This is a genomic window from Microbacterium sp. 69-10, from assembly GCF_001897945.1.
Lineage (GTDB): Bacteria > Actinomycetota > Actinomycetes > Actinomycetales > Microbacteriaceae > Microbacterium.
On sequence record NZ_MKRT01000018.1, the window covers coordinates 87,093 to 113,961 of the forward strand.

At 69.4% G+C, this 26,869-nt stretch carries 24 protein-coding genes and 1 pseudogene; 16 read left to right on the top strand and 9 right to left on the bottom strand.

Annotated elements, in window-relative coordinates; translation table 11 throughout:
• Positions 1 to 114 precede the first annotated feature (114 nt).
• From BGN97_RS07295 to BGN97_RS07330, 8 genes and pseudogenes are all read left to right on the top strand, one after another.
• Positions 115 to 408 carry a rhodanese-like domain-containing protein gene (locus BGN97_RS07295; protein ID WP_285635101.1) on the top strand — a complete coding sequence of 98 codons (294 nt, stop codon included), beginning with the start codon at positions 115 to 117 and terminating at the stop codon, positions 406 to 408.
• Positions 405 to 668 carry a glutaredoxin family protein gene (locus BGN97_RS07300; RefSeq protein WP_292699491.1) on the top strand — a complete coding sequence of 88 codons (264 nt, stop codon included), beginning with the start codon at positions 405 to 407 and terminating at the stop codon, positions 666 to 668. Before BGN97_RS07295 ends, BGN97_RS07300 begins: the two co-directional genes overlap by 4 nt.
• 65 nt (positions 669 to 733) lie before the next feature.
• Positions 734 to 964 (top strand): annotated as a pseudogene (locus tag BGN97_RS07305) (Dabb family protein); the annotation flags it as partial.
• A 177-nt stretch (positions 965 to 1,141) separates the two neighbouring features.
• Positions 1,142 to 1,957 carry a basic amino acid ABC transporter substrate-binding protein gene (locus tag BGN97_RS07310; protein ID WP_292699492.1) on the top strand — a complete coding sequence of 272 codons (816 nt, stop codon included), beginning with the start codon at positions 1,142 to 1,144 and terminating at the stop codon, positions 1,955 to 1,957.
• A 26-nt stretch (positions 1,958 to 1,983) separates the two neighbouring features.
• Complete coding sequence (locus BGN97_RS07315; protein ID WP_292699494.1) at positions 1,984 to 2,769, top strand: amino acid ABC transporter permease; 786 nt, start codon at positions 1,984 to 1,986, stop codon at positions 2,767 to 2,769.
• Positions 2,766 to 3,521, top strand: a complete 756-nt coding sequence (locus tag BGN97_RS07320) for an amino acid ABC transporter ATP-binding protein (protein ID WP_292699497.1) — start codon at positions 2,766 to 2,768, stop codon at positions 3,519 to 3,521. The genes BGN97_RS07315 and BGN97_RS07320 overlap by 4 nt, the downstream gene beginning before the upstream one ends.
• Positions 3,522 to 3,783: 262 nt before the next feature.
• Entirely contained in the window at positions 3,784 to 5,133 is a 1,350-nt protein-coding gene (locus BGN97_RS07325; RefSeq protein WP_292699500.1) for an alpha/beta hydrolase-fold protein, read from the top strand.
• Between the two features lie 83 nt (positions 5,134 to 5,216).
• Complete coding sequence (locus BGN97_RS07330) at positions 5,217 to 7,580, top strand: DUF2156 domain-containing protein (protein WP_292699503.1); 2,364 nt, start codon at positions 5,217 to 5,219, stop codon at positions 7,578 to 7,580.
• A gap of 24 nt (positions 7,581 to 7,604) precedes the next feature.
• Here BGN97_RS07330 and BGN97_RS07335 read toward each other — a convergent pair whose 3' ends face one another.
• From BGN97_RS07335 to BGN97_RS07355, 5 genes are all read right to left on the bottom strand, one after another.
• Positions 7,605 to 8,690: an ABC transporter ATP-binding protein gene (locus tag BGN97_RS07335; RefSeq protein WP_292699505.1), complete on the bottom strand. Its 1,086-nt coding sequence runs from the start codon at positions 8,688 to 8,690 to the stop codon at positions 7,605 to 7,607.
• The gene (locus BGN97_RS07340) at positions 8,687 to 9,481 is read right to left on the bottom strand and encodes an ABC transporter permease subunit (protein WP_292699508.1); all 795 of its coding nucleotides are present in this window, start codon (positions 9,479 to 9,481) and stop codon (positions 8,687 to 8,689) included. Before BGN97_RS07340 ends, BGN97_RS07335 begins: the two co-directional genes overlap by 4 nt.
• On the bottom strand, positions 9,478 to 10,377 hold the full coding sequence (locus BGN97_RS07345) for an ABC transporter permease (protein ID WP_292699601.1): 900 nt from the start codon (positions 10,375 to 10,377) through the stop codon (positions 9,478 to 9,480). The genes BGN97_RS07340 and BGN97_RS07345 overlap by 4 nt, the downstream gene beginning before the upstream one ends.
• 29 nt (positions 10,378 to 10,406) lie before the next feature.
• On the bottom strand, positions 10,407 to 11,549 hold the full coding sequence (locus BGN97_RS07350) for an ABC transporter substrate-binding protein (protein ID WP_292699511.1): 1,143 nt from the start codon (positions 11,547 to 11,549) through the stop codon (positions 10,407 to 10,409).
• Positions 11,550 to 11,643: 94 nt separating this feature from the next.
• On the bottom strand, positions 11,644 to 12,183 hold the full coding sequence (locus BGN97_RS07355; RefSeq protein ID WP_292699513.1) for a GNAT family N-acetyltransferase: 540 nt from the start codon (positions 12,181 to 12,183) through the stop codon (positions 11,644 to 11,646).
• A gap of 26 nt (positions 12,184 to 12,209) precedes the next feature.
• On the opposite strand from BGN97_RS07355, the gene BGN97_RS07360 reads away from it, so the two are divergent.
• Positions 12,210 to 13,031, top strand: a complete 822-nt coding sequence (locus BGN97_RS07360; protein ID WP_292699516.1) for a TSUP family transporter — start codon at positions 12,210 to 12,212, stop codon at positions 13,029 to 13,031.
• A 127-nt stretch (positions 13,032 to 13,158) separates the two neighbouring features.
• On the opposite strand, the gene aspS is transcribed toward BGN97_RS07360, so the two are convergent.
• Positions 13,159 to 14,946: an aspartate--tRNA ligase gene (gene aspS / locus BGN97_RS07365; protein ID WP_292699518.1), complete on the bottom strand. Its 1,788-nt coding sequence runs from the start codon at positions 14,944 to 14,946 to the stop codon at positions 13,159 to 13,161.
• Positions 14,947 to 15,043: 97 nt separating this feature from the next.
• On the opposite strand from aspS, the gene BGN97_RS07370 reads away from it, so the two are divergent.
• A complete protein-coding gene (locus BGN97_RS07370; protein ID WP_292699521.1) occupies positions 15,044 to 15,667 on the top strand; it encodes a histidine phosphatase family protein in 624 nt (207 codons plus the stop codon).
• 4 nt (positions 15,668 to 15,671) lie between these two features.
• Here the strand turns inward: BGN97_RS07370 and BGN97_RS07375 are convergent, their stop codons facing one another.
• The gene (locus tag BGN97_RS07375) at positions 15,672 to 16,562 is read right to left on the bottom strand and encodes an NAD(P)/FAD-dependent oxidoreductase (RefSeq protein ID WP_292699524.1); all 891 of its coding nucleotides are present in this window, start codon (positions 16,560 to 16,562) and stop codon (positions 15,672 to 15,674) included.
• Between the two features lie 57 nt (positions 16,563 to 16,619).
• On the opposite strand from BGN97_RS07375, the gene BGN97_RS07380 reads away from it, so the two are divergent.
• Genes BGN97_RS07380 through BGN97_RS07405 form a run of 6 tightly spaced genes read left to right on the top strand, consistent with a single transcriptional unit; the run spans position 16,620 to position 21,606 of the window.
• Positions 16,620 to 17,060, top strand: coding sequence for a MerR family transcriptional regulator (locus BGN97_RS07380; protein WP_292699525.1), 441 nt, complete (start codon positions 16,620 to 16,622; stop codon positions 17,058 to 17,060).
• A gap of 45 nt (positions 17,061 to 17,105) precedes the next feature.
• Positions 17,106 to 17,726, top strand: a complete 621-nt coding sequence (locus tag BGN97_RS07385; protein ID WP_292699528.1) for a TlpA disulfide reductase family protein — start codon at positions 17,106 to 17,108, stop codon at positions 17,724 to 17,726.
• Positions 17,723 to 18,496 carry a cytochrome c biogenesis CcdA family protein gene (locus BGN97_RS07390; protein WP_292699532.1) on the top strand — a complete coding sequence of 258 codons (774 nt, stop codon included), beginning with the start codon at positions 17,723 to 17,725 and terminating at the stop codon, positions 18,494 to 18,496. Before BGN97_RS07385 ends, BGN97_RS07390 begins: the two co-directional genes overlap by 4 nt.
• Positions 18,497 to 18,545: 49 nt before the next feature.
• Entirely contained in the window at positions 18,546 to 20,237 is a 1,692-nt protein-coding gene (locus BGN97_RS07395) for a cytochrome c biogenesis protein ResB (protein ID WP_292699535.1), read from the top strand.
• 1 nt (position 20,238) lies between these two features.
• The gene (gene ccsB / locus BGN97_RS07400) at positions 20,239 to 21,201 is read left to right on the top strand and encodes a c-type cytochrome biogenesis protein CcsB (protein WP_292699538.1); all 963 of its coding nucleotides are present in this window, start codon (positions 20,239 to 20,241) and stop codon (positions 21,199 to 21,201) included.
• Between the two features lie 21 nt (positions 21,202 to 21,222).
• Positions 21,223 to 21,606 carry a phage holin family protein gene (locus tag BGN97_RS07405; protein ID WP_292699541.1) on the top strand — a complete coding sequence of 128 codons (384 nt, stop codon included), beginning with the start codon at positions 21,223 to 21,225 and terminating at the stop codon, positions 21,604 to 21,606.
• Between the two features lie 424 nt (positions 21,607 to 22,030).
• Here BGN97_RS07405 and BGN97_RS07410 read toward each other — a convergent pair whose 3' ends face one another.
• Both BGN97_RS07410 and BGN97_RS07415 read right to left on the bottom strand, forming a co-directional pair.
• Complete coding sequence (locus BGN97_RS07410; protein WP_292699543.1) at positions 22,031 to 24,007, bottom strand: YhgE/Pip family protein; 1,977 nt, start codon at positions 24,005 to 24,007, stop codon at positions 22,031 to 22,033.
• On the bottom strand, positions 24,004 to 26,838 hold the full coding sequence (locus BGN97_RS07415) for an MMPL family transporter (RefSeq protein WP_292699545.1): 2,835 nt from the start codon (positions 26,836 to 26,838) through the stop codon (positions 24,004 to 24,006). The genes BGN97_RS07410 and BGN97_RS07415 overlap by 4 nt, the downstream gene beginning before the upstream one ends.
• Positions 26,839 to 26,869: the final 31 nt, after the last annotated feature.

Below are 26,869 nucleotides of genomic sequence, written 5' to 3' on the forward strand. Positions count from 1 at the left end.
CGCAAGCTGCTTCGCAAGACTCGCCACCAGCGCCGCAACAAGAAGTAAGCGGCACGACACCGAGCGCCTGTCTCCGGACGGGCGCTTCGTGTTTTCCGGACGATAATGGATGCCATGAAGTCGATCGACATCGCACAGCTCGCCGCCCGTGAGGGAGTGCCCCTCATCGATGTGCGGGAGCGCGACGAGTACGCGGCCGGCCACGTGCCCGGCGCCGTCAACCTGCCCCTGTCCGAGCTCGGTGAGCGTCTCGAGGAGCTGCCCGGCGAGGCGTTCGACGTGATCTGCCAGGCCGGCGGCCGCTCGGCCAGGGCCGTGCAGGCCCTGGAGGCCCGCGGCTACGACGCCACCAACGTCGAGGGTGGCACGGGGGCGTGGATCGCCGAGGGGCGACCGGTCGAGCAGTGACCACCCTCACTCTGATCGGCAAGCCGGACTGCCATCTCTGCGAGGTCGCCGGCGAAGTCATCGACGCGGTGGTCGCCGAGCTTCCGGATGCCGCTGCCGAGCAGATCGAGATCGTGGAGCGGTCCATCAACGACGACCCGGCGCTGTACGAGCGCTGGTGGGAGAAGATCCCGGTGGTGCTGATCGACGGCGAGCTGCACGCGCACTGGCGCGTCTCGCCGGAGCGCCTCAAGGACGCACTCGAGGAGGCGATCGGATGATCCGTCACGTGGTGAGCTGGAAGCTGGCCGAGCCGGATGCCGTGCTATGAGGCGAGCAGGCGGCCGAGGTCGCCAGGCGGCTCAACGCCCTGATGGGCGTCGTCCCCGAGCTGCGCGCTGTGAGCGCGGGCGCGAACGTCGCGCATCCGGATGCCAACTGGGACGTGACCCTGGTCGCCGACGTCGAATCTCTCGACGCGCTGGAGGCCTACCAGGTGCATCCGGCGCACAAGGAGGCCGGTGCGTACATCACGTCCGTCGTCGCGTCTCGGGTCGCCGTCGACTTCGAGTTCTGATCAGCAGAACTCATCAGAGTTGACGACATCTGACCATACTGCCTTGCAGAAATGCGCACGGTCGCAACCCAACCGTGATCCCCGTGGTGTTCAAACATTCCACGATGCGGTAGGGGTCGTGTCAAGATGAAAGCCCTACCCGTCCTCAGGCGCAAGCCCCGTCGCACAGGAGTGACCATGAACCGTCGTCCCCTCATCACCGGCATCGCGATCGCGGCTGCCACCGTCATCGCGCTGAGCGGCTGCGCCAGCAACCCGGGATCCGGCGGCGGTGACAAGGCGCCCTCGGGGCCGGACTATGGTCTGGTCACGGCCGGGCAGATCACCGTGTGCTCCGACATCCCGTACAAGCCGTTCGAGTACGAGGAGACGAGCGGCTCCGGAAAGTACACCGGCTTCGATGTCGACCTGCTCACCGCGATCGCGAAGAAGCTCGACCTCAAGGTCCAGTTCCAGGTGACCAACTTCGACACCCTGCAGTCTGGCGCGGCGCTTCTCGCCGGCCAGTGCGACATGGGAGCGTCGGCGATGACCATCACCGACGAGCGGAAGAAGAACATCGACTTCTCCGATGGTTACTACGACTCGCTGCAGTCGCTCCTGGTGAAGACCGACTCAGGCATCGAGAGCATCAAGGACCTCGCAGGGAAGAACGTCGGCGTGCAGCAGGGCACGACCGGGGAGAACTATGCGAAGGAGCACGCCAAGGGCGCCGAACTCCTGCAGTACTCGGATGACGGCGTGCTGTGGCCCGCCCTGCAGGGCGGACAGATCGACGCGATCCTGCAGGACCTGCCGGTCAACCTGCAGCACGAGAAAGACGATTCGTCGTACAAGGTCGTCGAGACCTACAAGACCGACGAGCAGTACGGTTTCGCGTTCGCGAAGGGCGAGAAGGTCGAACTGCGCAAGGCGATCGACGAGCAGCTGAAGGCGCTCAAGGACGACGGCGAGTACAAGAAGATCTACGACAAGTACTTCGCCACGAACTGAGCGCTGCCTGAACCAAGGCGATGGCTATGAAGAAGCGGACCCGAACGCGGGTCTACCACTACACCGTCTATGCGGTGATCGTCGCGCTCATCGCATGGGCAGCGGCCTCCACCGACTGGCCGACCGTCGCGAAGCAGTTCGCGAACCCCGAGGTCGCACTGAAGATGCTTCCCGGCATCATCACCGTCGGACTCAAGAACACGCTGCTGTTCACCGTCGAGTCATTCCTCGGCGGCCTCATCCTCGCCATCGTGCTGGCGTTGATGAAGCTCAGCAGCATTCCCCCGTTCCGATGGGCGGCGACGGTATGGATCGAGTTCTTCCGCGGTATTCCCGCACTGATGACGATCTTCGGCTTCGCACTCATGCTTCCGATCGCGCTGCACGTGAAGGTCCCCGGCGGCCCCGTCGGGGCCGCGACGCTAGGCCTGATCGTGGTGTCGTCGGCCTATATGGCGGAGACGATCCGCGCCGGCATCCAGGCTGTCCCGAAGGGGCAGACCGAGGCCTCCCGTTCGCTGGGCATGTCTTCGATGAAGACCATGTTCTTCATTGTGCTGCCTCAGGGGTTCCGCATCATCATCCCACCGCTCACGAACGAGTTCGTGCTGCTGTTGAAGGACACGTCGCTGTTCTTCATCGCGGGAGCGACGCCGCTCACGTATGAGCTGACCACCTACGCCCGCAACGGACTGTCCACCTATGCCAACGCGACGCCGATGGTCATGGCGGCGCTGCTGTACCTGGTCGTGACGATACCGCTGACACGGCTGACCGCGTGGCTGGAGCGACGGATGGCGAGAGAACGATGAGTACCGACCTGATCAATCTGAGTGCCCCGGCGATCGACATCCAGGGCCTGGTCAAGCACTACGGCGACAACGAGGTGCTCAAGGGCATCGATCTGACTGTGACGGCCGGCGAGGTCGTCTGCGTGATCGGCCCGTCGGGCTCTGGAAAGTCGACGCTGCTCCGCTCGGTGAACATGCTGGAGGACCCCACCGACGGGAAGATCGTGATCGAGGGAATCGACATCACCGATCCCGACGTCGACATCGATCGCGTGCGCGCCCGCATCGGCATGGTGTTCCAGAGCTTCAACCTGTTCCCGCACATGAGCGTGCTCGGGAACCTGACGATCGCTCAGCGTCAGGTCAAGAAGCGCGGCAAGACCGAGGCGGAGAAGGTCGCGAAGGAGATGCTGGAGCGTGTCGGCATGGGACACAAGGCGGATGCCTACCCCAGTCACCTCTCCGGCGGTCAGCAGCAGCGTGTGGCGATCGCCCGTGCGCTCTGCATGAACCCCGACATGATGCTCTTCGACGAGCCCACCTCGGCGCTCGACCCCGAGCTCGTGGGCGAGGTGCTGCAGGTGATGCGCAGCCTCGCCGACGAGGGCATGACGATGCTGGTGGTCACGCACGAGATGGGCTTCGCCCGTGAGGTCGGCTCCCGGCTGATCTTCATGGACGGCGGGCACATCCTCGAGCACGGCGACCCGCGCGAGGTGCTGTCCAACCCGCAGCATCCGCGCACGCAGGACTTCCTGTCCCGCGTGCTCTGAGCGCTCACGACACGGAAAGAGGCCGCCGACCCACGGGTCGGCGGCCTCTTCAGCGCGTCCGCTCAGTTCTCGACTTCGACGACCTCGGAGTCGGCGTTGCGGCGCACCGAGTCGATGCCGCCCAGGGCGCCGGATTCCGTCGCCCCGGCACAGAGCTAGCCCGACCAGGACACGGCCGGGAAGGGGGAATCCGCGGAGCGGCCCGATCCACGGCTCGCGCATAGACGTCTCAAGGGTGACGCGAAGCCGCTCGGAACTAGCATTGGCGAGCACGGCATCCGACCGTGCGGAACGGGGGAGGCGGATGCTCGCCTGGCTGCTCGGTCTGGACATCATCGCCGGCCCCGCCCCGTGGGTGCTGTGGGGGATCACCGCGGCGCTCATCGTCGTGCTGCTCGTGCGCCGTTACACAGGACGACGGGCGCTGCGGGCGCTGCTGGCCGTGGTCATCGGCGGTCTTCTCGGACTCGCGCTCAGCTGGACGCTCGATGCGATCGACGCCTTCGGCACTCCGCTGCCGGACCCGGTCAAGTGGTGGGCCGCCGGATGCTTCGCGTCCGTCGGCGTCGGCATCGTCAGCCTCTGGGAGTCCAGGGCGCCGCGCAAGATCGTCGCGGTCCTGACAATCGTCGCCTCGCTGCTCTCGGGCACGATCGGCATCAACGCCGCATTCGGGCTGGACCGCAACCTGGGCGACCTGCTGGAGATCTCCACGCTCCAGCCCGTGGGCGAGCTTCCGAAGCCCGTGCACACCGCCGCTGCCGCCGCTGACGCGCCGCTGTACACCACCTGGCACGCGCCGGCAGGCATGCCCGCTCACGGGGAAGTGCGGCAGCTCTCCGATGCCTCGCGCATCCCGTCGACCGCCGGTTTCGTGCCGCGCGACGCCGCGATCTACCTTCCACCGGCGGCGCTGGTCGCCGACCCTCCTGTTCTACCGGTCATGGTGCAGATGATGGGCCTGCCGGGCAATCCCACCCCGACCGCGATCCAGACCGCGGTCGACGCGTTCGCCGCGAAGCACGACGGCCTCGGCCCGATCGTGATCGTCGCCGATCAGCTCGGCTCGTCCCGGCAGAACCCCGGATGCGCGGACTCGAAGGCCTTCGGCGGTGTGAACACGTACTTCAACGTCGACATCCCGGAGTGGATCCGCACTCACCTGCGCGTCCCCGCAGCTCCGGCTGGCTGGACGATCAGCGGGTACTCCAACGGCGGCGCGTGCTCGTTCCTGTACGGCGCGCAGCATCCGGAGATCTGGGGATCGCTCGCGAGCCAGTCCGGCGAGGAGTGGCCCGGCTGGGAGCGACCCGCGCCGGTGCTGAGCAAGGTCTTCGGCGGCAGCAGGGCCGCCTTCGACGCCAACAAGCCCGAGAACGTGCTGGCGGCGCATCCCGGCGCGTATCAGGGGCGAGTGGCGGTGTTCACGGCGGGCGCGGTCGACCACATCTACGGCCCTCCCGCGCGGCATGCCGCCGACCTGGCCCGGGCCGCCGGCTTCACCACGACGTTCTTCTCCATCGCGGGTGCAGGTCACGTGGGACCGGCGCTGTCGGTCGGCCTGGATGAGACGCTGCGGGTGCTGGCGCCGGTCTGGGGGCTCGCCCCATGAGCGGGCGACGGAGTGCTCAGGGCGATGCGCCCAGGACAGCGCACAGGAGGGGCAGGGCGTTGAGCGTCCTGCGCGCTCATCCCGTGACGGCTGGGTTCTCGGTGCTCATCGTGCTGACGGGGCTGGCGTTCGGCACACTGCGGGGCGCTCACCCGTACCGTCTCTCGGTGAGCCCTGCGGGACTCGCGGAAGGACGATGGTGGACGCCCCTGACCGCCCTGCTCGTGCCGGACTCGGTGATCGAGCTGGTGCTGACGCTGACGCTGGCGATCATCGGCCTGGGATATGCGGAGCGGCTTCTGGGCTCACTGCGCAGCGCAGTCGCGTTCGTCGTGACCGGCGTGCTCGGGATGCTGGCGGGTGCCGGCGTGCAGGCGCTCTCCACCGCGGAGGGCGCGGCCTGGGCTCGCATCTCCGGGCCGGTGCTCGACCCCGCGGTCGGCGTCGTGGGCGCGACCATGGTGGCGAGTGCACTCGCTCCGGTGCTGTGGCGGCGCCGTATCCGGCTTCTCGGCTTCTCGGCGCTGATCATGTTCACGCTGTACAGCGGCGATGTGGACAGCGTGTACCGATTGTGCGCTGCGACCGTCGGACTCGTGCTCGGCGCCGCACTCGCGCGCGGGCGGACGCGCACGCCGTGGCACCGCAGCTCGTACGGCGAGGTGCGCACCCTGGTCGCGGCGATCGTCGCGGTCACCGGCATCGGACCGCTCGTCGTGCTGCTCACCGGGCGCGGGATCGGTCCGCTGTCCCCGCTCGTGCAGGGGCTGCGCGGCGCGGGAGTCGACGCGCTGCTGGCGCGCTGCGGCGACGATCTCACCGACCGCTGCACGGTCGGACTGGTCGGGGGTTCCGGCCCGCTGCTGATGAGCTTGGTCCCCCTGGTGCTGACCGTCGTGGCCGCGATCGGCCTGCGCGCTGGGCGCCGAGCCGCGCTGCTGCTCGCCGTGGCAGTGAACCTCGTGCTCGCGGCGCTGACCGCGGTGAGCATCGGCAGCGACGATCTGCGGCATCCGGCCGAGCTCACCGCGATCGACCGCGCATTCCCCGGCTTCGCCATCGTCGCGATCCTCGTCCCCCTTGCCGTCTGCGCGCTGCTGATCGTCACGCGCCGGCGCTTCGCGGTGCGCGCGGAGCGCGGGGCGGGCACTCGGCTCGCCGTGGTCGCGCTGCTGGCCGCGGGTGTGCTCGGCGTCGCCGACATCGTGCTGCTCGTCTCGTCCGATGTCGATCTGGGCGTCGCCGCCCTCGACGCACTGCGCCGGTTCTTGCCGGCAGGCTTCACCCACGCGCACATCGCGGAGCGGATCGGCGGGGTCGGCAACGTCGCTCGGCAGGTGATCGGCCCGTTGTTCTGGGGCGTGTTCACGGCGGCGATGCTGCGCCTGCTGCGTGCGCCGGCCGCCGGTGCGGGGAACGTCGACGACGAGAACTACCGGGCGCTGCTGCGTGTGCACAGCGGCACCCTGGGGTTCCTCGGCACCTGGGACGGCAACGGGCACTGGATCACTCCGGACGGACGCGGCGGGATCGCGTACCGGCTGGTCTCGGGGTTCGCCATCAGCGTCGGCGACCCGGTCGGGGCGGATCCGGATGCCGTGGTGCGCGGCTTCGCGGATTTCTGCGACAGGCAGGGCTGGTCGCCCGTGCTGTACAGCGTGCACGACTCCACCCTGCAGACCGCGCGGGCGCTGGGCTGGCGGCATATGCCGGTCGCGGAGGAGACCGTCGTCCCGCTGGACCGCTTCTCGCTCGACGGCAAGGCCTGGGCGAAGGTGCGCCAGCCGTACCGGCGGGCGGACCGCGACGGCCTGCATGCGGAATGGACCCGCTGGGTCGACCTGACACCGGGGATGTCGGCGCAGCTGGACGCCCTGAGCGAGCAGTGGATCGCGGAGAAGGCGCTGCCCGAGATGGGCTTCACGCTCGGCGGGATCGACGAGCTGAAGGACCCCGAGACCGCGCTCATGATCGCCATCGGACCGCAGGGCGAGCTGCAGGCCGTGACGAGCTGGCTTCCGGTCCACGACGGCGGCGAGCTGATCGGCTGGACGCTGGACTTCATGAGACGTGCCGACGGCTCCATGCCCGGCGTCATGGAGTTCCTGCTGGCCTCCGCCGCCCTGCGGATGAAGGCAGACGGGCTGGCGTTCATGAGCCTGTCCGGTGCGCCGCTCGCGCAGACGGCGGACCCGGATGCCGCAGAGGGGGAGTCGCAGGCCATGCTCGGGCTGCTGACCTGGCTGGGCGGCGTGCTGGAGCCCGCGTACGGGTTCCGGTCGCTGCTGAGCTTCAAGGCCAAGTTCCACCCCGATCGCCATGCGCTGCACATGGCCTATCCGGATCCCGCTCAGCTGCCCGCGATCGGGATGGCACTGGGCAGGGCGTACCTGCCCCATGTCACCACGGCGGAGTACGTCGCCCTCGCCAGGACGCTGCGCGCATAGGCGCGCAGCGTCCGGCGGCGTCCGTCAGGCCCGTGGACGCGCGGCGACCGGCTCGGCCAGCAGCGCGATGCCCACCGCGTCGCCGAAGGACGGACGGATCCCGGGGGCGTGCTGCACGGTGACCCGCTCGCCGGCCTCGGTGCGCACCACCGTGCGGCGCATGCTGCCCAGGAACGTCGACTCCTCCACGGTGCCGCGCACCGAGGCATCCGCTCCCTCGGCGAACACGACGTTCTCCGGACGGAGGTACACGTCGACCGGCCCCGTGGCCGGAGTCTGCAACGGGATGGTCTGGCCCCAGACTTCGACGCTCGCACCGTCGGCGGTGCCGCCGACCACGCTGGAGAGCCCCACGAAGGCGGCGACGGATGCCGTGGCGGGAGCGCCGTAGAGCTCCTCGGGCGAGCCGATCTGCTCGATCCGTCCGGCGCTCATCACAGCGATGCGGTCGGAGACTGCCAGTGCCTCCTCCTGATCGTGCGTGACGAAGACCGTGGTGATGCCGAGGCGCAGCTGGATGCGGCGGATCTCGTCGCGCAGCTGCACGCGCACTTTGGCGTCCAGCGCCGACAGCGGCTCGTCCAGCAGCAGCACCTTCGGCTCGGTGACCAGGGCGCGGGCGAGCGCCACGCGCTGCTGCTGGCCGCCGGAGAGCTGGTGCGGGAACTTGTCGGCGTGCTCCTGGAGTCCCACGAGCGCCAGCGCGTCGAGGGCGCGCTTCGCAGCGTCCGCCTTGCCGACCCCGCGACGACGCAGGCCGAAGGCGGTGTTCTCGACGACGCGCAGGTGCGGGAACAGGGAGTACGACTGGAACACCATGCCGATGTCGCGCTTGTTGGTGGGAATCCGCGAGACGTCCTTGCCGCCCAGCATCACGGCGCCGGAGTCCGAGCCCTCGAGACCGGCGAGCACCCGCAGCAGCGTGGTCTTGCCGCAGCCGGAGGGACCGAGCAGCGAGACGAACTCGCCGGGGGCGATGTCGAGGTCCACGCCGTGCAGCACCGTGTTGCCGCTGTAGCTCTTGACGATGCCCTGCAACTGCACGGCGGTGCCCTCGCCGGCGTCGGCGAGCAGCGCGTTGTCCTGGGTGCGGGGGAGCGGAGCGGTCATGAGCGGGCCTTTCGGTGGCCGCGCGCGGCGCGGCCGATGATGAGCAGCAGGACGAAGACGAGCAGCAGCGCCAGCAGCGTGAAGATGGCGGGCAGGTAGGGGTCCTGGTTGCGGACGACGACCATCGCGGTCTGGAAGACCTGACGGTTCAGCAGCGAGGCGATGGTGAACTCGCCCAGCACAACGGCCACTGAGATCAGTGATGCGGCGAGCAGACCCTGACGCAGGTTGGGGGCGAGCACCTTGATCACGACCGTGGGCCAGCCGGCGCCGAGCGTGCGGGCGGCCTCGGAGAGCGTGCGCAGATCGGCCGCGTCGATGGACGCCTGGATCGCGCGGTATGCGAAGGGCAGCACCGTGATGCCGTACGCGAAGGCCAGCGTCCAGGTGCCGGTGCCCAGCGTCCGGGCGATCTGCAGGTAGATCGGCGACAGGCCGACGACCAGCACGATCGCGGGGATGGAGATGGGCAGCAGCGCGAGGAACTCGAACACCGGGCGCAGCTTCGGGAACCTCAGGTGCACCAGGATCATGGTCGGGGCCAGCAGCACCAGCACGATGACGACAGTGACGACCGCCAGCACGAGTGAGTTGCCCAGGCCTGTCCAGATCGGCTGCAGGGTGCTCGCGAACGCCGGGTCGATCAGCTTGTGCCAGTTGACCAGCGACATCCCGCCCTTGGGGTCGCGCAGAGTGTACAGGAAGGTCGCGATCAGCGGGATGGCGAAGAACGCGCCGACCAGGATGCCGATGATCCAGCGGGTCAGGCGGGAGGGGGCGAGCGAGTTCATGCCTGCCACCTCGCAGCCCGGCGCTGGATGAGGGAGTACAGGGCCATCACGACTCCGACGACGATGATCATGCCGAGCGCGAGCGCGCCGGCCAGGTTGTCGCGGCCGAGCACGGTCTCGCTGGTGAGCGCGGCGCGGATCTGCAGCGGCACGATCTGCGAGCCCTGGCTGATCAGGGCCGCGGCGGTGGCGTAGGACGAGAACGCGTTCGCGAAGAGCAGCAGCAGGCTGGCCAGGAACGACGGTGCGAGCACGGGGAAGCCGATGTGCAGCCAGAAGCTGGAGCGGGTGCCGCCCAGTGTGGCGTTCGCCTCGGCCCATTGCGGCTTCAGCGCGGCGAGAGCGGGCATGAACGTGATCACCATCAGCGGGACCTGGAAGTAGATGTAGGGCAGCAGCAGGCCGGGCACCTCGTAGATCCAGGTGCCGCCTTCGAAGATGTTCATGCCGAAGGAGTCCTTGAGGAACACGGTGACCATGCCCTGCACGCCGATGGTCGCGATGAACGCGAACGCGAGCATGACGCCGCCGAACTGCGCGAGAACGCCGGCTGCGGCATCCACCGACTGTCGCACCGCGCCCTCGGGGTTCATGCCCAGCAGGGCGTAGCAGACCAGCACGCCCACCACGGCGCCCACGATCGCGGTGAGCAGCGACACCCAGGTCGAGCTCGCGAAGGTGCTGAGCACGGCGGGATCGCCGAGCGCGGAGAGGTTGCTCCAGGTGAAGGCGCCGGTCTTCGTGAACAGGCCCGAGGCGAGCGCGAGCACGGTCGGCAGGGCGAGGAACAGCAGCACGTAGGCGGCGAACGGGGTCAGTCCCAGCCATGCCCACGACGCCGAGCGCCGGGACCGCGCGTCACGCGCGGTCCCGGCGGGGACGGGGACGGATGCCATGGCATCCGTCCCCGGGGTGACGGCGGTCGTCACTGGATCGCCGCCGCCCACTTCTCGCCGAGCAGCGTGCCCGCGTCGGTGCTCTGCTTCTCGGTCGGGACGACGGTCTTCTCCGGCGCCTTCGGCAGGGCCGACGCGAGCTTTTCGTCGATGGTGCCGGCCTTGGTCATGGCCTCCATGCGGGCCGGGCGGGCGCCGCCGGCCAGGTACAGGTTCTGCCCCTCGTCGCTGTACAGGAACTCCTGCCACAGACGCGCGGCCGCCGGGTGCGTGGCGTCCTTGTTGATGGCCTGGTTGTAGTAGCCCGCGTAGCCGGTGCCGGGAAGCACCGTCACCTTCCAGCTCTTGACGTCCTTGGAGTAGGCGGTGTTCAGGTAGTCCCAATCGAACACGACCGGGGTCTCGCCGCTTGCGACGGTCGCGGGCGTCGGGTCGACCTTGAGGAAGTTGCCCGCCTTCTGCAGCTCGGCGAAGTAGTCGATGCCGGGCTGGAAGTCGTCCAGCGTGCCGTCGGACTGCACCGTGGCCAGGCCGATCGCGGCGAACGCGGCACCGGCCTGCGTCGGGTCTCCGTTGATCGCGACCGACCCCTTGAACTTGGCGCCCTTCAGGTCGTCGAGGCTCTTGGGCTCGGGGAACTTCGAGGAGTCGTACCCGATCGACATGTACCCGCCGTAGTCGCCGACGAAGAGCCCAGTGGGCTCCTTCAGCTCTGCGGGGATGTCATCCCAGGTCTGCACCTTGTAGGGCGCGAAGACGTCGGTGCTCGACAGCGCGACTGCGAGGCCCAGGTCGAAGACGTCGGGTGCGGTGTCGAGGCCCTTGTTGGTCTTCGCAGCGTCGATCTCCTCCTTGCTGGAGACGTCGGGCGACTGCTCGTTGATCGTGATCTCGGGGTACTTCTTCTTGAAGGCATCCAGGATCGCGCCGTAGTTCGCCCAGTCGTGCGGGAGCGCGATGACGTTCAGCTGACCCTCCTTCTTGGCCGCGGCCTCGAGGTCTGCGAAGGAGCCGAAGTCCTTCACCGACGTCGCGGTCGCGGACTTGGGGGCGTCGCCGCCGTCGGAGCCGCCCGGCGTGCTGCCGCCGGAGCAGGAGGTGAGCAGCAGTGCCGCGGTGGCGGCCAATGCGATGCCGGCGCCCAGGCGCGTGCGGCGGGTGATGATTGCCATGTTTTCCTCTCGGAGTTCCGGCGAAGCCGGTTCGGGACGGCTGGACGCTACGCGTCCCCGGTTACCCCGCAGGGGGACGCCGGTTAACGGGAGGTTATCGGGAGGTGGCACCCGGTGTCGACGGTGACGCGACTGCGTATTTGAAGCCCCGGTGCGAGCCGACGAAGCCGAGACGCTCGTAGAAGCGATGCGCGTCCACTCGGGCGGCATCCGACGTCAGCTGCACGAGGGCGGCGTCGAGCGCCGGCGCCGCGGAGTCCGTCACCCAGCGCATCAGGGCCGAGCCCAGTCCTGCGGAGCGCAGATCGCTGCGCACCCGCACCGCCTCCACGAGCAGACGCAGCGCGCCCCGTCGTGCCATGCCGGGGATGAGCGTGAGCTGGAACGTCGCGACGATACCGCCGTCGATCTCCGCGACCAGGAGGTCGTTCTCGGTGCTGGCCAGGATCGCGCGGAGTCCGGCGGCGTAGAGCCCGCGATCCTCCGGCTTGGCCTGATCGCCGCGCGCTGCGCTGACCGGGTCATCCGCGAGCAGGGCGATGATCGCGTCGGCATCCGCCTCGGTCGCACGGCGCAGCACGGCGTCGCCGGTGCGGAAGGACAGCGGATGCGGCAGGGTGAGGGCGTCGAGCATGGGATCAGTCTGACATCCTTGTGGTGATGGACATCGGAGCGCTGCTGGGGCTGGAACAGCTGACCTGGGGCATGCTGGTGCTCGTCGTCATCGCGGCGTTCGGTGCCGGATGGATCGACGCGGTGGTCGGTGGCGGCGGTCTGCTGCAGCTGCCGGCACTGCTGCTGATCCCGGGCATCCTGCCGGTGCAGGCGCTGGCGACCAACAAGCTCGCGAGCCTCGCGGGCACTACGACCAGCGCTGTCACCTACTACCGCCGGGCGAAACCCGACCTGCGCACGGCGGTGCCGATGGCGCTGATCGCGCTCGCCGGATCGTTCGGCGGAGCAGCCGTGGCGATCGTGCTCCCGGCGTCCGCCTTCAAGCCGATCATCGTCGTCGCCCTGCTGGCGGTGGCGATCTTCACGGCGTTCCGGCCCGAGATGGGCGCGGCGACGAGACTGCGCTTCCAGGGGCATCGGCATCACATCGCCGCCGGCGCCACGGGACTCCTGATCGGGTTCTACGACGGGCTGATCGGGCCGGGCACCGGCACGTTCCTGGTGATCACGCTCGTGGCGCTGATGGGCTACGACTTCCTGCAGTCCAGTGCCAAGGCGAAGATCGTGAACTTCGCCACCAACCTCGGTGCGCTGCTGCTGTTCATCCCGCACGGCGCCGTGCTGTGGCTGTTCGGCGCGATCCTCGCGGCGGCGAACGTGGGTGGAAGCTACCTCGGCTCGCGGATGGCGATCGCGCGAGGATCCACGTTCATCCGCGTCGTGTTCCTGGCCGTCGTCGTGCTGCTGATCGGCAAGCTGGGTGTGGACGTCTGGAACGAGAACATCGCGCCTGCCCTCGCATCCTGAGTCCGCCACGCACCTCCCGCCCCGTCGCGGAGACCCCCAGTTTGCGCCGAGACCCCTACGTACAGATGACCGTACGCAGGGGTCTCGGCAGAAGGTAGGGTCTCGACGAGCGAGCGGCCCGGTGCGCTCAGGCCTCGGCGGGCTCGTCCTCCGGGACGAAGTCGACGCCGGCCTCGGCGCGCTGCTCGGGAGAGATCGTGCCGGGGGCCTCGGTGAGCGGGTCGAAGCCGTTGCCGGACTTCGGGAACGCGATCACCTCGCGGATCGAATCGGTCTTGGTCAGGTGCTGCATGACGCGGTCCATGCCCAGCGCGATCCCGCCGTGCGGGGGAGCGCCGAACTTGAAGGCGTCCAGCAGGAAGCCGAACTTCTCATCGGCCTGCTCCTCGCTGATGCCCATCACCTTGAAGACGCGCTTCTGGATGTCTTCGCGGTGGATGCGGATCGAGCCGCCGCCCAGCTCGGAGCCGTTGCAGACGATGTCGTACGCGTAGGCCAGGGCGGATGCCGGGTCGGTGTCGAAGGTGTCCTCGAACTCCGGCTTCGGGCCGGTGAAGGCGTGGTGCACGGCCGTCCAGGCGCCAGATCCGACGGCCACGTCACCCGAGGCGATCGCGTCGCCGGCGGGCTCGAACATGGGAGCGTCGACGACCCAGGTGAACGCGAACACGTTCGGGTCGAGCAGCTCCAGACGGCGACCGATCTCCACCCGCGCGGCGCCGAGCAGTGCACGCGACTCCTTGGCGGAACCCGCGGCGAAGAAGGCGCAGTCGCCGGGCTTGGCGCCCACGAGCTCGGCGAGGCCCGCCTGCTCGGCCTCGGACAGGTTCTTGGCGACGGGGCCGCCGAGGGTGCCGTCCTCGTTGAAGAGCACGTATGCGAGTCCCCGGGCGCCGCGCTGCTTGGCCCAGTCCTGCCAGGCGTCCAGGGTCTTGCGGGGCTGCGAGGCGCCGCCGGGCATGAGCACCGCGCCGACGTACTCGGACTGGAACACGCGGAACGGGGTGTCCTTGAAGTAGTCGGTGGCCTCGACGAGCTCAAGTCCGAAGCGCAGGTCGGGCTTGTCGGAGCCGTACTTCGCCATGGCGTCTGCGTAGGTCATCCGCGGGAGCGGCGTCTGCACGTCGACGTCGATGGTCTTCCACATCGCGACGATGAGGGACTCCATCATCTCGATGACGTCCTCCTGGTCGACGAAGCTCATCTCGATGTCGAGCTGCGTGAACTCGGGCTGGCGGTCCGCGCGGAAGTCCTCGTCGCGATAGCAGCGGGCGATCTGGAAGTACTTCTCCAGGCCGCCGACCATGAGCAGCTGCTTGAACAGCTGCGGCGACTGCGGCAGCGCGTACCAGCTGCCCGGGTGCAGGCGGGCAGGCACCAGGAAGTCACGGGCGCCCTCCGGGGTGGACCGGGTCAGTGTCGGGGTCTCCACCTCGATGAACTCGCGCCGGTGCAGCTCGTCGCGGATCGCCTTGTAGACGTCCGAGCGCAGGCGCATCGCGGCGGCGGGTGCCGGCCGACGCAGGTCGAGGTAGCGGTGCTTCAGTCGCACCTCCTCGCCGATCGGGTCGGTCTCGGCCAGTCCGCTGGAGACCTGAAAGGGCAGCGGCGCCGACTCGTTCAGCACCACCACGTCGGTCGCGATCAGCTCGATCTCGCCGGTGGGCAGGTTCGGGTTCTCGTTGCCGGCAGGACGGCGGGAGACCTCGCCGGTCACCTGCAGCACGAACTCGCTGCGGAGCGGGTGAGCGACCTCCTCGTCACGGATGACGACCTGCGCGATGCCCGAGGCATCCCGGAGATCGATGAACGCGACGCCTCCGTGATCGCGGCGACGATCGACCCAACCCGTGAGGGTGACGGTCTGACCGATGTGCTCGGCTCGCAGCGAGCCTGCCGTGTGTGTGCGAAGCACGGAGGATTCCTTCTGATCGGGGAAAGAGGGACCGTCCCAGTCTACGTGGGGTGTCGTGGCGCCCGACTCGCACGGACCGGCGCGCTACGGTGGGTGCGTGACGGCATCCCGACTCCACCTCGTCCGCCACGGCGAAGTGCACAACCCCGCGCGGGTGCTGTACGGCCGGCTGCCGGACTACCACCTCAGCGACGCCGGCCGCGCGATGGCGCGCGCCGCCGCCGAGCACGTGCAGCAGTTCGGGCGCCCGGTCGCCGAACTGCGCTGCTCACCGCTGGAGCGGACGCAGGAGTCGGCGGCGCCCTTCGCCGAGCTGTTCGACCTCACTCCGACGCTCGACGATCGCATCATCGAGCCGACCAACGTGTTCGAGGGGAGGCGGATGTCGCGCGCGCTGCGCGACCCGCGCAACTGGTGGCACCTGCGCCGGCCCTCCGTGCCGAGCTGGGGGGAGCCGTATCGTTCGGTCGCGGATCGGATGCTGGCGGCGATGGACGAGCGGTGGGATGCCGCGGATGACGGGGACGTCGTCTTCGTCTCCCATCAGGCGCCGATCTGGATCACGCACCTCGCGGTCGCCGGCCTCCCGCTGCGCCACGACCCCCGCACACGCCGCTGCGCACTGTCGAGCGTCACGAGTTTCGAGCGCGTCGGCGACGTGTGGCGGGAGATCGACTACGCCGAGCCGGCGGCATCCGGGATCGACCTCGGCGCGGTGTGAGCGCTCAGCCGGCCAGTTCCTGCACGACGGATGCCGCGGCGAGCTGACCCGCGGCGGCCGCCGCGAGCACGGATGCCATGGCGCCGGGAAGGCTCGCCCGGTGAGCGATGTCACCGGCCGCCCAGACCCCGGGACGGGATGTCCTGCCGAAGTCGTCGATCTCGATCGCTCCGCTGGGGAGCATCGTGAGACCCAGCTGGGCGGCGAAGGGCGCGCGCTGACGCGCGGGTCCCGTGGCGACGAACAGTCCCGCCACGTCGACGGCTTCGCCGGCGGTCACGCGCACGCCGTCGCCGTGCTCCGCGACCGCGGACGCACGGCCCGGATGGATGGCCGCTCCTGCTTCCTGCAGTGACAGGCGCTGCCCATCCTCCAGCGCCTCGCCGTCGAACACCACGATCTCCGCGGCGATCGGACGCAGCAGGCGGACCAGGTGCTCGAAACGCGAGCTCTCGCCGACCAGGCCGATCCTGCGGCCCGCGAACTCGTGGCCGTCGCAGAACGGACAGCTGAAGGCACGCAGCCCCCACAGGCTCGCCAGCCCCTCGATGTCCGGGAGCTCATCGGCCATGCCGGTGGCGAGCAGCAGCCGGGACGCGCTCTCGGTCCGGCCGTCCTCGAAGGTCACGCCGAAGCCGCCGTCGACGGACTCCACCTGATCGACGGTGCCCGCGAGCGCCTCGACCGTGGCGTACCCGTCGAGCTGCTCCCGTGCCACCCGGCGGAAGTCGGCCGGCGGCGTGCCGTCGTTGGCGATGACGTTGTGCATGTGGCGCACGGTGCCGTTGCGGTACGCGCCCGAATCGACGAGCAGTGCGGTGCGGTGCATGCGTCCGAGGGTCAGGGCGGCCTGCAGGCCGGCGGGGCCCGCGCCGATGATGATGACGTCGCGCATGGTGATCCTCCTGGGGGGCGGGGTGCTTTCCCCGCCATTCTGTGACTTCATGTCAACATGAAGTCAAGTTCCGATCGTCCGTGGTCCGTCGGCGAGGTCGCCGAGCGGTTCGACCTGCCCACGAATGTGCTGCGGCACTGGGAATCGGTCGGTCTGCTCTCGCCGGCCAGGGACGGCGCCGGCCGGCGCCGCTACGGTCGCGACGACGTCGTGCGCGTGGCCGTCGTGCTGCGCAGCAAGGCGGCGGGCATGAGCCTGGACCAGATCGCGCATCTGCTCGAACGCGACATGTCCGGACGGCACGAGGTGCTGCAGGCCCATCTCGACGATCTCGACCGCCGGATGGCCGAGATGCGGCACTCGAAGGCGATGACCGAGCACGCCCTGCGATGCTCGGCGCACGACATCTCGACGTGTCCGCGCTTCCGTGCGGAGCTCGCCGATGTTCTGGTCGGGTTCGATCCTGCGATCGGTGCGAGTGCGCCCGCGGGCGAATAGCACCGTTCCAGAGCACCCATAGGAAACGCGCGTACGATTCCCAGCGTGTCCTCGCCTGCTCGATCCCGCCGCGATGTTCTGCGCATCGGCGCTGGGGCCCTCGCCGGCGTGCTCGCCGTGGGCCTGAGCGCCTGCGCTCCCGACCCCGCGACCGACGCGTTCCTGAATGGCAAGGAGAAGGCCTACACGGCCGACGATCTCCGCGTCGTCGAGATCCCCGCCGACAAGCGCGGTGAGCCTGTCGTCTTCGGCGGAACCACCGAGTCGGGCGAGAAGTTCTCCAGCGCCGACAGGCTCGGCGAAGTGATCGTCGTGAACTTCTGGTACGCCACCTGCGGTCCGTGCCGTGTGGAGGCCAAGGACCTCGAGGCCGTGTGGCAGAAGCACAAGGGCGACGGCGTCGTGTTCATGGGCGTGAACATCTACGACCAGGCCGCCACCGCCAAGGCGTTCGCCGAGAAGTACGGCGTCACCTACCCGAGCCTGCTGGACGCCGACAGTGGTCAGGCCAAGCTCGCGTTCGCCAAGGTCGCGCCCATCCAGGCGCCCCCGACCACTCTCGTGCTCGATCGCAAGGGCCGCGTGGCCGCCCGCATCATCGGACCCATCGACGGCACGTCGATCCTGTCGACCCTGATCGCCGACGCCCTCGAGGAGAAGGCGTGAATCCGGATGCCGTGATCGGCGCCGGCGCCCTCTGGCTCGCGATCCCGCTGGCGCTGCTCGCCGGCCTCGTGTCCTTCCTCTCCCCGTGCATCCTGCCCCTCGTGCCCGGCTACCTCGGATTCATCGGGGGAGCGGCCGGGGCATCGACGGCCCAGGGCGACGCGTCGACGGGCTCGGCGTCCGGGGCGTCCGGCCGGCGCCGGCTGCTGCTGGGCGTGCTGCTGTTCATCCTCGGTTTCACGATCGTGTTCGTCGCGATCACGGCTCTCAGCGGGACCTTCGGCGCGTTCGTGCTGCAGTGGTCCGACCTGATCACGCGGATCTTCGGCGCCCTGATCATCGTCATGGGGTTCGTGTTCCTCGGCTTCTTCGGGTTCGCGCAGCGCGAGATGCGGCTGCACGTGCAGTCCACGACGGGGCTCGTGGGGGCGCCGCTGCTCGGCATCGCGCTCGGCCTGAGCTGGGCTCCCTGCACGGGACCGACGCTCGGGGCGATCGTGGCGCTGTCGTTCAACGCGGGTGACCCGTGGCGTGCGGCCCTGCTCGGCGTCGCGTACTCGCTGGGCCTGGGCATCCCTTTCCTGCTGGTCGCGCTGGGCTTCGGCTGGGCGACCTCGGCGACCGCGTTCATGCGCCGCCACATCCGCACCGTCAACATCATCGGCGGCGCGCTCCTGATCGTGCTGGGCCTGCTGATGGTCACCGGCCTGTGGACCCAGATCATGTCGAACATCGGGGCGGTGATGAGCAGTGTCATCCTCCCCCTCTGAGGGCACTCCGAATCGGAGGACGAAGGGCGGCCAGGACGGGTCCTCCTCGGTGTCCGATCCGCTGCGGCCTGCCGACCACATCGACTCGGCGGACGCCGCCGACGACGGCATCACGCAGCCGAAGCTCGGATTCGTCGGCTGGCTGCGGTGGGGCTGGCGTCAGCTGACCTCGATGCGCGTCGCGCTGATCCTGCTGCTGTTCCTGGCCATCGGAGCGGTCCCCGGTTCGGTGTTCCCGCAGCGGTCCGCCGACCCGAACGGCGTGCTGAAGTACAAGACCGACAACCCGGATCTCTTCCCGATCCTGGACAAGCTCAGCATGTTCGACGTCTACTCGTCGCCGTGGTTCTCTGCCGTATACATCCTGCTGTTCATCTCGCTGATCGGCTGCATCATCCCGCGCATCAAGCATCATGCGAAGGCGCTGCGCGCGCTTCCGCCGCGCACGCCGGCTCGGCTCGCGCGGCTGGAGGACCACCGGTCCGTCAGCCGTGGCACTTCGGCGGGCTCAGCAACCGCGGATGCGGATGCCGCGGCATCCATCGACGTCGCAGAGAAGCAGCTCAAGGCGCTCGGCTACCGCGTCGCGCGGTACGACCGCGGGCGGGTCTGGTCGGTGTCGGCCGAGCGCGGTTACTGGCGCGAGACCGGCAACCTGATCTTCCACATCGCCCTGGTCGGCGTCCTCATCACCGTCGGCGTGGGCGGCGGGTTCGCCTACACCGGGCAGCGCGTCGTGGTCGAGGGCAAGTCCTACGTGAACGCCCTGATCGACTACAACTCGATCAACCGCGGCCGCTTCGTCCCGGACGATGCCTTCGTGCCCTACGCGCTCACGCTGGACTCCTTCGACGTCACGTACGAGGCGCTCGGAGCCCCCGGCGCCGGTCAGGCCGGCAACTTCAAGGCCAACCTCACTGTGCGCGAGCCCGACGGGTCGAAGCGCAAGGCGGCCGTCGAGGTCAACCACCCGCTGAGCGTCGGCGGCGACAACGTCTACCTGCTCGGCAACGGCTACGCGCCCAGTATCACGGTGCGCAACGCGCAGGGCGTCGAGGTCTTCAGCGGACCGGTCGAGTTCCTGCCGCAGGACAACAACATGACCTCGCTGGGCGTGCTGAAGCTCCCCGACGGGATGCCGGAGCAGCTCGGTCTGGTCGGCTTCCTCTACCCGACGCCGGCCAAGCTCAAGAGCGGGGCGTTCACCTCCATCCGCGGCGATCTGAACTTCCCGCTGCTCACGCTCGACGTCTACCAGGGCGACCTGGGCATCGACGGCGGCAACCCGGTCTCGGTCTACCAGCTCGACACCAATGACATGACCAAGCTCAACGGGCGCGGCACGGATGTGAAGTCCATCCAGCTGCAGCCCGGTGAGACTGCGGACCTGCCCGACGGCCTCGGCACGGTCACGTTCGAGAACGAGTCGCCCGCGGGGGCCAAGGACTTCAGCAAGTCCGTGAAGCGCTACGTCTCGCTGCAGATCCACCACGACGACTCCGTCGTCTGGGTGCTCGTCTTCGCCCTGCTCGCCCTGGCCGGGCTCGGCCTCGCGCTGTTCGTCCCGCGCCGCCGCATGTGGGTCAAGGCGACAGCATCCGACGATTCCATCCACCTGGAGTACGCTGGCCTCGCGCGCGGCGAGGATCCCACTCTCGCCGCAGCCGTGGACGATCTCGTCCGCGGGCACGAGCGGCTGCTCGATGCGGCCGCCTCGCGGCACCCCGTGAAGGGAGCATGACATGCCCGATCTCGATTCCATCTCGCGTCTGACGCTGTGGACGGCCATCGCCATCTACGCGCTGGCCTTCATCGCCTACGCGTTCGATCTGGCGCGGCGCTCGTCGACGGTGAAGGCCGAGGAGCGGATGCTGGTCATGTCCGACGGCACGGTGTCGCAGGCGCCCGTCGACGGCGACGTGGACGCCCCGGTCAGAAAGCGCTTCGTGATGGCGCGCATCGGCACCTCGCTGATGGTGCTGGGCTGGCTGTTCCACCTCGCCGCGACCCTGACCCGCGGCTTCGCCAACGGCCACGTGCCGTGGGCGAACCTGTACGAGTTCGCGATGACCGGCACGCTGCTGGTCGTGCTCGTGTACCTGGTGATGCTCACCCGCATCGACCTGCGCTACCTGGGCACGTTCATCTCGGGCATCGTGCTGGTGCTGCTGGGTGCGGCATCCGCGTACTTCTACGTCGAGGTGAAGCCGCTGGCGGACCCGCTGAAGTCGGTGTGGCTGGTCATCCACGTCTTCGTGGCGTCGCTGTCGGTCGGAATCTTCGCGCTCGCCTTCGCGCTCTCGGTCATGCAGCTGCTGCAGTCCCGGCGTGAGCGCCGCGTCGCAGAGGGCATCTCGAACGCCGGCCCCGGCTTCCTGCGCACCCTGCCCGACACGGTGCGCCTGGAGAACCTGGCCTACCGCTTCGCCGTGGTGGGCTTCATCTTCTGGACCTTCACGCTGATCGCAGGTTCCATCTGGGCGTACTTCGCCTGGAGCAGGTTCTGGGGCTTCGACGTGAAGGAGACCTGGACGTTCATCATCTGGGTGCTCTACGCCGGATACATCCACGCCCGAGCGACGCGCGGCTGGCGCGGCACTCCTTCGGCCTGGCTGTCGATCACCGGCTTCGCCGCCGTGATCTTCAACTTCACGATCGTGAACGTGTACTTCAAGGGCCTGCACGCGTACTCCGGCCTCAGCTGAGCCGGGCGCTAGCATGGCGGCATGATCCGCTTCCTGATCCGTACGGCGATCTTGCTGGGGACCTCCGCCGTCGCCTTGCTGGTGTGTTCCTGGACCCTGCCTGGATTCGGTCTGTCGCTGGGCGGCTTCCTGACCGCGGTCATCGTGTTCACGGTCGCGCAGGCGGTGCTCACCCCGTTCATCTTCAACGTCGCGCGCAAGCACGCCAGCGCGATCCTCGGCGGGATCGGGCTGGTCTCCACCTTCGTCGCGCTGCTGATCGCCTCGCTGTTTCCGGGCGGCCTGCACATCACGGGAGTCGCAACCTGGATTCTCGCGACGCTGATCGCCTGGATCATCACCGCGCTGGGCACCTGGCTGCTGCCGCTCGTCTTCCTCAAGAAGACCGTCACGAAGCGCGGTTGAGGCCGCGATCAGCCGAAGGCTCGGCCGCCGAGGGCGATCGCCTCGCGATGTTCGGCGCCGTAGGAGTACGTGACGAGCTCGACCTCGGCGATGGTCTCCGCAGGCGGCGCCGGGTAGCCGTGACGGGTGTCGGATGCGAGCCGCGCCCAGTCCGCGGCATCCAGCGACTTCGCGTAGACCGTCGACAGGTGACGGCGCCCGTGGGACGCAGCACGACGTACTGCTGTCCCTCCAGGTCTCGCAGCTGCCCGGGGTCGGTCATGAAGTCGCGCGCCATTCGTCGACGCTACCGCCGGCGCCTCGGAAGCGTCGTCACATGCCCGAGAACAGGAGCATTACGGAGGACAGGACGATCTCACGCGAGATCGTCCTGTCCTCGGCAATGCTCCGTCCTGGGAGAGGGGGAGCCGCGAGCGGGCGGATGCTAGGCGGTGGCGAGGACGCGCTTCGCGGAGGTCGTGCGCCGCGTCGCCACGGCGAGGGTCGCAGCGCCCAGGGACAGGGCGGCCCACACCACGAGTCCCGCGAACGCGGCACCGTTGGGAATGATCAGGCCGCCGAGCGCGGGGGCCGTCGGCATCGCGGCGCCGAGGCCCGCCAGCCAGGCCGGGATCGTGGAGATGAGTCCGGTGGCCACCGCCAGCACGCCGATCAGGGCGCTGATCCAGCGCCCGATGCCGCCGAGCACCGCGACGAGCGCCTGGTTGACGGCGGCGAACGCGATGCCCGCGAGCACGGCGAACCCGGCGAAGCCCCACCAGGTGGCCGCGTCGTAGCCGGCGACGATCTGCACGATCAGCGCCACCAGCACGCCCTGGCCTGCGCCGAGCGCCGCAGCCGGCCAGAACCCGCGCATTACCATGCCGAACGACGAGCGCCGCGAGGTCAGCGCGTCACCCGGCACCGCGCGCAGCGCGATGAACGAGGCCAGCGCGCCGAACCACAGCACGACCGCTGACAGCAGCGGAATCGCGGTCGGGCCGAACATGTCGCCGGACGCCGATGCCTTCACCGGGTCGGCGATCACGGAGGCCAGCTTGGTCGACTGCTGCTCGTCGAAGGACGGCAGCGAGGTCGACGCGGTCTTCAGACCGTCGGCGAGGTCGCTCGACCCTGTCGCCAAGGAGTCGATGCCGGTCGCGAGCGTGCCCGCGCCGTCGGCCAGCGCGGTCGCCCCGTCGCCGAGCTGGGTCGCGCCGGATGCCAGGGCACGGGCGCCGGATGCCGACTGCGAGACGCCATCGGCGAGCTGACCGAGCCCGCCGCCCAGCTGGGAGGCAGCGGTGCCGGCCGTGCGCATCTGCTTGGCGATCTCGGTGGGAGCGGCCTTGTCGAGAGCCTGGAGGCCCGCCGCGGTCCCGGCGGCGGCCGCCTTGGCCTGAGTGGCTCCCTCGGTCAGCTCGGGCATGCCCGCCTGCAGCTCGGTCAGACCTGCGCACACCTTGTCGAGGAGCGGATCCACGCCCGGCACCCGCAGCCCGCACGCGGTGACCAGGTCGTCGACACCCGACTTCACACCGGCGACGCCGTCCGCCATGCCGGCGGTCGCCTGCGCGGCGCCGTTCGCGCCGTAGAACAGCTCATCGGGCACGATGCCGTTGCGCTCCAGCTGGGCGGCTCCCGCGGTCAGGCCCTGTCCGAGCTGGGACGCGCCGGCTCCGGCCTCGCGCGCCTTGGACGAGATCGTGCCCAGTCCGCCCGCGAGCTTGTCCGCGCCGCCGGCGAGACCGTTCGCACCGTCGGCGAGCTTGGTCGCCCCGTCGGGCAGTGCAGCCGCGCCGTCTGCTGCGGATCGTGCGCCGTCGGCGAGCTTGACCGCGCCGTCGGCGGCCGTCCCGATCTGGTCGCCGATCGTCGTGAAGCCGACCAGCACGTTGCCGACCGTGGCCTCGCTGAGCATCGTGCCCATGGTCGAGGTCGCGACGGACGCGATCTGGTTGGTGATCAGGTCGTCGGCGACGCGGCCGTCGGGCGGCGTGGTGACGGTGATCTTCGCCTGCTGCGGGGCATCCTTCCCCTTCTTCAGGGCGGTGCCCGCTGAGGTCGCATCGGCCGAGAACGACTTCGGGATCGTCACGACCGCCTGATAGGTGCCGTCGCCGAGGCCCTTCGCGGCGTCCTCCTCGTTGGAGATCACCCAGGTGAGGTTCGAGTCCACGTCGTCCGAGCCCTTCACCAGGCCCGAGGCCAGCTGACGCCCGAGCGGGGTGTACTGGCCGTCGATGGTGACCGGCTTGTCGAGGTTGACGACCGCCGCCGTCATCGACTCGAGCCGTTCGGTCGGGTTCTGCAGTGCGGTGACGAGGATGCCGCCGATCAGCGCCGGCAGCAGCAGCACGCCGATCAGGGTCAGCCAGGTGATCGGGCGGCGCGAGCGCGCGCGTTCGATGGGGAGGGTCATGCGGTCACCTCGGTCGTGTCGGAGGAGGGGTCGGTCTGCCGAGACCCCGTGCTGCCGTCGACACCCCTACCTGCGGATGCCTGCAGCTGGGGGTCTGGACGGGACGCCGGGGTCTCGGCGGAAGAGGAGGAGAGGTCCAGCACGGATGCCGCCCCGCGGCCGGCATCCGTCAGCAGCGCCTGCGCGGCGGCCGGATCCACGGCGGTCGCGAGCACGGCGACGTCGGGGCCCGCATCCCGCAGGCGGGCGGCGAGCTGGTCGCGCTCCGCGGCGGTGAGCCGGTCGACGCCGTCGAGCACGACCAGGCGCGTCCGCCCGCGCAGCGCCTCGGAGGTCTGTGCCGCGGCATCCGCCTCGCCGAGCATGACGACGCCGACGCGCGAGCGCACCCAGGCGGCTCGGCCCGGCAGCAGGTGGCCGTCCACGCGCAGCCTGCCGGCATCCGCCTTGAGGCGTCCGGCGACCATGAGCGACAGCGCGCGAAGCGTGCGATGCGGGGCGCCGGTGACGATCAGCGCGCCACCGGGCTCGAGCCGCAGGCGGGCGCCGGAGATGTCCGCGGAGGAGAGTGTCAGGTCGTCGGCGGCGACGATGCTGTCGTCGCCCGGCCATGCGGCGAGTGACCGCTCGCGCTCGACGGCCTCGCCCTCGATGTCGACGTGCGGCAGGATGCGCTCCAGCCAGCGCGGGATGCGCCAGGCGCGCTCGCCGAGGATCGCCATCACGGCGGGGATCAGCGTCATGCGCACCAGGAACGCGTCGATCGCGATGCCGGCGGCGAGCCCCAGGGCGATCGGCTTGAGCGAGGAGTCACCCTCGGGCACGAACGCGACGAAGACGGCGAACATGATCAGCGCAGCCGCGGTGACCACTCGCGCGCTGCTCGAGAAACCGCTGCGCACGGCATTGCGCGCCGCCTCGCGGCGATCCGTGGACGGGTCGTGCACGTAGTCCTCGCGCATGCGCGAGACGAGGAACACCTGGTAGTCCATCGCCAGTCCGAACAGCACACCCATCAGCACGATCGGCATGAAGCTGATGATCGGCCCGGTGCGGGCCACGTGCAGGGCGTCCGCGAACCAGCCCCACTCGAACACCGCCGCGACGACGCCGAACGCGGCGACGATCGAGAGCAGGTAGCCGACCGCGGCCGTGACCGGCACCCAGATCGAGCGGAACACGATCGTCAGCAGGATCAGCGACAGCCCGATCACGAACACGCCGAACGGCAGCAGGGCCGCGCCGAGCTGATCGGAGATGTCGATCGCGACGGCCGTGAAACCGGTGACCTTCAGGTCGATGCCGAACTCCTTCTGCCACTCGTCGTGGTGGGAGCGCAGCTCGCGCACCAGGTCGGCGGTCTTCGGGTCGTCGGGCGCGGTGGTCGGGATGATCTGCACGATGCCGGTGTCGGCGGTCTCGTTCGGGGTGGCGAGGGCCACCTCCTTCACACCGGGGATCTTCGCGACGGCATCGCCGAGGTCCTTCATCAGGTTCAGCGGGTCGGTCGACGTGACGATCGTGCCGGTGAGGATCAGCGGGCCGTTGAAGCCGGCGCCGAACTCGTCGGCGGTGAGGTCGTAGCTGACGCGGGCCTCGGACCCCTTCGGCAGCACGCCGGCGTTCGGCAGCGCGAGGTTCAGGCTCAGTGCGGGAACGGCCACGACGCCCAGGCCCAGCACCACCGCGACCGTGACGAGGATCGGGCGGCGCGTGACGCCCGCGACCCAGCGCTGCGAGAACGGACGGCGAGTCTTCGGCGCAGCATCCTTCTTCGTCTTCTTCGCCGGGCGATCGGCGCGCACCCGCCCCGCCACGCGGCCCCTCAGGAAGCCGAGGAAGGCAGGCGTCAGGGTGACCGCGATCGCGACGGCGACGGCGACGGCGACGGCCGCGGCGATGCCCATCGTGGTCAGGAACGGGATGCCGGCGAAGCCGAGGCCGATCAGGGCGATCAGCACCGTGACACCGGCGAAGACGACGGCGGACCCCGCGGTGCCGACCGAGCGCGCGGCGGACTCCTCGGGATCGACGCCCGCGCGCACCTGGTCCTGGTGCCTCGCGACGATGAACAGCGCGTAGTCGATTCCGACCGCGAGCCCGAGCATGAGTGCGAGCAGGGGAGTGGTGGAGGAGACGGTGGCGAACGCGGTCGCTGCGAATATGCCGGCCATCGAGATGCCCACGCCGAGGATCGCGGTCAGCAGCGGGAGCCCTGCGACCACGAACGAGCGGAACGTGACGATCAGCACGAGCAGCGCGATCACCAGTCCGACCGCCTCGGTGAGAGTGATGGTGGGGATGGCCATGGCGAACAGGTCGCCACCGAGTGCGACCTGCGACCCCTTCGGCAGCTCGGGTCCGAGCGCGTTCACGGTGTCCTGCAGGGCGGTCTTGACGCTCGCCGGGATGTTGCTGGACTGCCCCTCCAGCTGGATGCGCACGATCGCGGCGGAGTGCTCGGCGTTGATCATCCCGGTGACCGTCTCGTCGTACGGCGATGAGACGGCGAGCACCCGGTCGTCTACGTCCTTCAGCTTCGAGATCGTGTGCTCGATGTCGTTCTGGTACGGCGCATCGCGGATGTCGTCGCCGGGCGCGGCCACGACGATGAACTGCGCGTTCGTTCCGCTGACCTGCGGGAAGGTGCGCTCGAGCTGCTGCAGGCCCGCCTGCGATTCCGTGCCGGGGATCGAGAAGGTGTTGTCGGTTCCCGAACCGAGCACGAGGGCGCCGCCGCCGGCGATGCCGAGCACGAGGAGCCAGCTGACGAGCACGCGCCAGGGGTGCCGGTACGACCAGCGACCCAGCGACGACAGGAGAGTGGACACGCGACCTCCGCACGAGTTCGATACACGGGTG